This window comes from Mesorhizobium xinjiangense (genome assembly GCF_009749525.1).
GTDB classification, from domain to species: domain Bacteria; phylum Pseudomonadota; class Alphaproteobacteria; order Rhizobiales; family Rhizobiaceae; genus Mangrovimarina; species Mangrovimarina xinjiangensis.
The window spans coordinates 1-3,630 of record NZ_WOAC01000051.1 but is presented as its reverse complement, the minus strand read 5'-3'; the positions used below and the strand labels follow the sequence as shown (position 1 = coordinate 3,630).

At 63.9% G+C, this 3,630-nt stretch carries 5 protein-coding genes and 2 pseudogenes; 4 read left to right on the top strand and 3 right to left on the bottom strand.

The annotated features are described in order from the left end of the window. Positions 1-228: pseudogene (locus GM909_RS25960) on the bottom strand (hypothetical protein); the annotation flags it as partial. 207 nt (positions 229-435) lie between these two features. Continuing rightward, positions 436-759: a TraR/DksA family transcriptional regulator gene (locus GM909_RS25630; RefSeq protein WP_157020364.1), complete on the bottom strand. Its 324-nt coding sequence runs from the start codon at positions 757-759 to the stop codon at positions 436-438. Between the two features lie 207 nt (positions 760-966). Here GM909_RS25630 and GM909_RS25625 point away from each other — a divergent pair, with 207 nt between their 5' ends. The 4 genes from GM909_RS25625 to GM909_RS25610 all read left to right on the top strand — a co-directional run bounded on the left by GM909_RS25625 (position 967) and on the right by GM909_RS25610 (position 3,416). Further along, on the top strand, positions 967-1,257 hold the full coding sequence (locus tag GM909_RS25625; RefSeq protein ID WP_157020363.1) for a GYD domain-containing protein: 291 nt from the start codon (positions 967-969) through the stop codon (positions 1,255-1,257). Positions 1,258-1,566: 309 nt separating this feature from the next. Next, positions 1,567-1,989, top strand: a complete 423-nt coding sequence (locus tag GM909_RS25620; protein WP_157020362.1) for a secondary thiamine-phosphate synthase enzyme YjbQ — start codon at positions 1,567-1,569, stop codon at positions 1,987-1,989. 99 nt (positions 1,990-2,088) lie between these two features. Next, positions 2,089-2,370, top strand: a complete 282-nt coding sequence (locus GM909_RS25615) for an HlyU family transcriptional regulator (protein ID WP_157020361.1) — start codon at positions 2,089-2,091, stop codon at positions 2,368-2,370. Between the two features lie 161 nt (positions 2,371-2,531). Continuing rightward, positions 2,532-3,416, top strand: a complete 885-nt coding sequence (locus GM909_RS25610; RefSeq protein ID WP_157020360.1) for a class I SAM-dependent methyltransferase — start codon at positions 2,532-2,534, stop codon at positions 3,414-3,416. Positions 3,417-3,437: 21 nt separating this feature from the next. On the opposite strand, the pseudogene GM909_RS25925 reads toward GM909_RS25610, so the two are convergent. Continuing rightward, positions 3,438-3,630, bottom strand: a pseudogene (locus GM909_RS25925) (TetR/AcrR family transcriptional regulator); the annotation flags it as partial.

Sequence of the window (3,630 nt, the reverse complement as noted above, 5' to 3'; positions counted from 1 at the left end):
TTGGAATTCCGGCCGGAATGAAATTGGAAAGGGTGGCCGGCGATTGTTCGGAATCACTGGCCGGTTTCGTCGGAATGCGCAATCGAGCACGGGGACACGAACAACGCGCTCCACGGCCAATAGCGACGCAATGATAAGCGCCAGACCCATGGCGAGACCCGCCATGGCGAGCGTCAGCGTCAGCACCGCTGCGGCAATCAACGCACACTTAGCCCTCATATGCACCATGATCCCGTTTCCTCCGAAGGGGCACGGATGGCGTGAGGCCATCCGTTGGCCGGCCGTTGCACCCGCATTCGCGGGCAGGAAACGATTTTAGCAGGGTTCGTTGGAGCTTACGTGCGCGCCAGGCTCATCCGAAGGGCGAACAGCACCACAGCACTTCGGCAGAGGCCACGTGGCCGCTGCCGCCGTGCGGGCGCTGCCTGCATATGGTCAGTTCGCTTTGGCGCAGTCCTTGCAGAACGGCGTATGCGGCAGCAGATCCAGCCGCTCGGGCGAAATGTCCTCGCCGCACTTGACGCAGACGCCGTAGGTGCCGTCCTTGATGCGTTGCAGGGCCGCCTTGATGCCGCGATATTCCGCAAGACCGCTGCTGCCGAGGCTCTCCAGCACCTCGTCGCCTTCGTGCTCGGCGGCATTTTCACCCCAGTCCGGGTTCGGCGCATCGTCGAGCTGATCCTCGATGTCCTTCAGCCTGACATCCAGCTCCGCGAGGCGTTTTTTCAGTTGGGTCTTGCGTTTTTTCATGTCGAGCATCGTTGCTGTCCTGAGATTGCACCCCATTTTCCTATCTAGGGCCTGCGGGGCGCAGTGCAATTGATCGCTGTCAACCGGGCACCGCTCCGCTTGCCTTGCCGGGCTCTCGTGTCGGGCGCATGATTCCTGTCGGGCGAAACGGGCAGCAAGCGCGCGCCCGACCCCGCAGGATCCCGCCGCGAGGCCATTGCCGCAGGGAGGAATGCCATGACGACTTATATCATGCTTGTGAACTGGACCGAACAGGGTATCAGGAATGTGCGCGACTCGCCGACGAGACTGGATGCCGCCAAGTCGGAACTGAGCGATATGGGCGGCACCTTCAAGGAGTTCTACCTGACCATGGGCGATTGCGACATGGTGGCGGTTTTGGATGCGCCGGACGATGCGGTCGCCGCGCGTTTCGCGATGAGGCTCGGCATGGCCGGCAATGTGCGCACGAAGACGCTGAAGGCGTTTCCGGAGGCGGCCTATCGCGAGATCGTCAACACGCTTTAGGCTCCGTCGATATTCACGCCTGAACGGGCTGCGAATGGCACATTTCTGCGCTTCCGGTGCTCAAGTACTTTTTGTACGTTCCGCTCCGGTTCTCGAAAGTGCACCATTCTCGCCGCCTCCAGCCGCGAATCTCAACGGAGAGCATGTCCCGCTCAAACGGAATCGTTTGAGCGAAAGGTACATGCTCCAGCATATTGATCTGGCGCGCATATCTTTGCTTCAAACGTTTCCGTTTGAAGCGAATGCGCGCTAGGCTCCGTCGATATTCACGCCTGAACGGGCTGCGATCGGGAGACACGAAAAGAGGCGATGGCGCAGACAATCATCACCGTGGCGACGAGCGGTCCGGGGCTCTACGAATTCACCGACAGGGTGGGAGAGTTCGTGCGCGCAGCCGACATGGAAACCGGCCTGGTGACGGTCTTCGTGCGCCATACATCGTGTTCGCTGCTCATACAGGAAAATGCCGATCCGGACGTGCGTCGCGACCTCGACGCCTTCTTTGCCCGTCTCGTGCCGCCGTCCGACGATCCCTCGATGGGCTGGATCGCGCATACGATAGAAGGGCCCGACGATATGCCGGCCCATATCAAGGCGGCCCTGACCGCGGTGTCGCTGCAGGTTCCCGTCATCGAGGGACGGCTTGGCCTTGGCACGTGGCAGGGGATTTTCCTGTTCGAGCACCGCAGCCGGCCGCACCGGCGCGAGGTCGTTCTGCATCTGAGCCGTTGAGCCGCCGCAATCGGCCCGCTTGGCGGCCGGAGGCCGAATGGCGCATACTCGCGCGATGGATTCGAAACCCTTGCGGCAATCAACGATACGGAGACGAGCATGTCCATTCTGAAAAAGCTCTTTGGCGGCGGCGGCGAACGCGAAGAGGAGAGCGGCGGCGAGGAAATCGAGCATAACGGCTTCCGCATCCGCGCCACGCCCTTCAAGGAAGGCGGGCAGTTCCAGACCTGCGCCGTCGTCACCAAGGAAATCGGCGGCGCACTCATGGAGCACAGGCTCATCCGCGCCGACCGCTTTCCGGACCAGGAGGATGCCGTGGCGGCATCGCTGCGCAAGGCCAAGCAGATGGTCGACGAGCAGGGCGACAGGATGTTCGGCTGACGGGCCGATCGCGCGGGGCCGGGGCGATCAACTCTTTCGATCAGCGGTTCCATTGGGCCTTCAGGGGCCTATATCTCCGACATCCCGACAATTTGTGACGCCACGGCGCCGGCCAATGGCTATGGGCGATGCATGTCCGGGATGGGAAGGAGCCACTTGCAATGGAAAAGGTTCAATACGACCGAACAGGAAAGCTCAATCTAAGCACCATCTACGACCGGCCCGATCCGGTTTCCTATTTCTCCACGCTCTCGCAACTCGACTACGCCATCCCCCAGGCCGCCAAACCCTTGTTCGCACGGCTGATTGCCGCGCGGCGGTCGTCGACGGGCCGCGATGCGATCAAGGTCGTCGATCTCGGCTGCTCCTACGGGGTGAACGGGGCGCTGCTCAAATACGGATTGTCGATGGCGACGCTGTATCGGCTCTATGGCAACGGCTTTGGCGGCGGCCGCGGCGATCTGGTCAAGCGCGACCGGGCGATCTTCGACGACCCGGTCGACGACGACCTGCAGATCGTCGGGATCGACCAGGCGGGAAACGCCGTCGATTACGCGGTCGATGCCGGCTCGCTCGACGGCGGCCTGGCGGCCGATCTGGAGCGCGACGGACTGACGCCCCCCGGACGCCGCGCGGTTGGCGATGCCGATCTCATCATTTCGACCGGCTGTTTCGGCTATGTCACCGAACGATCGCTGGAACTCCTGCTGGAAGCGGCAGCCGACACCCGGCCATGGATGGCGCATTTCGTGCTGCGCATGTTCTCCTTCGATGCCGCCCGCGCAATGTTGGAGCGGCATGGCTACATCACGGAGAAGGCGGACGGGCTTTACCGCCAGCGCCGCTTCGTCTCGCAGGACGAACGCCGTCACGTGCTGGACAATCTGGCGGCCGCCGGGATCGACCCGGCGGGCGCCGAGGCGACGGGCTGGTATTTTGCCGAACTGCACGTCGCCAGACCGCGCGAGAAGGCGCGCAAGGTGCCGCTGGCTGCCTTGCTGGACGGCGCCGTCGCCGTCGGGGCTGGCGAAGCGCTCACCCACTGACGACGCTTGGCGGGACGGGCATCAGCCTTGGTGCGGGCCTTGCCCGGCCAGCCCGTTGATGATCGCGGCAATCGCCGCGCGGTAATCGGCCTCGTCGGCGCCGGTGTCGACGGCGAGGGCGGCCCGGTCGAAGGCGGCCGACAGCAGCGCGGCGAGCGCGCCGAGCGGAACGGCGGGCAGGGCGCCCGCCCGCATCGCGGCGGCGAGCCCGTCG

Coding starts and splice junctions, on each gene's coding strand:
- GM909_RS25630 (WP_157020364.1), bottom strand. CDS start 759: ATGCTCGACATGAAAAAACGCAAGACCCAACTGAAAAAACGCCTCGCG.
- GM909_RS25625 (WP_157020363.1), top strand. CDS start 967: ATGACGACTTATATCATGCTTGTGAACTGGACCGAACAGGGTATCAGG.
- GM909_RS25620 (WP_157020362.1), top strand. CDS start 1,567: ATGGCGCAGACAATCATCACCGTGGCGACGAGCGGTCCGGGGCTCTAC.
- GM909_RS25615 (WP_157020361.1), top strand. CDS start 2,089: ATGTCCATTCTGAAAAAGCTCTTTGGCGGCGGCGGCGAACGCGAAGAG.
- GM909_RS25610 (WP_157020360.1), top strand. CDS start 2,532: ATGGAAAAGGTTCAATACGACCGAACAGGAAAGCTCAATCTAAGCACC.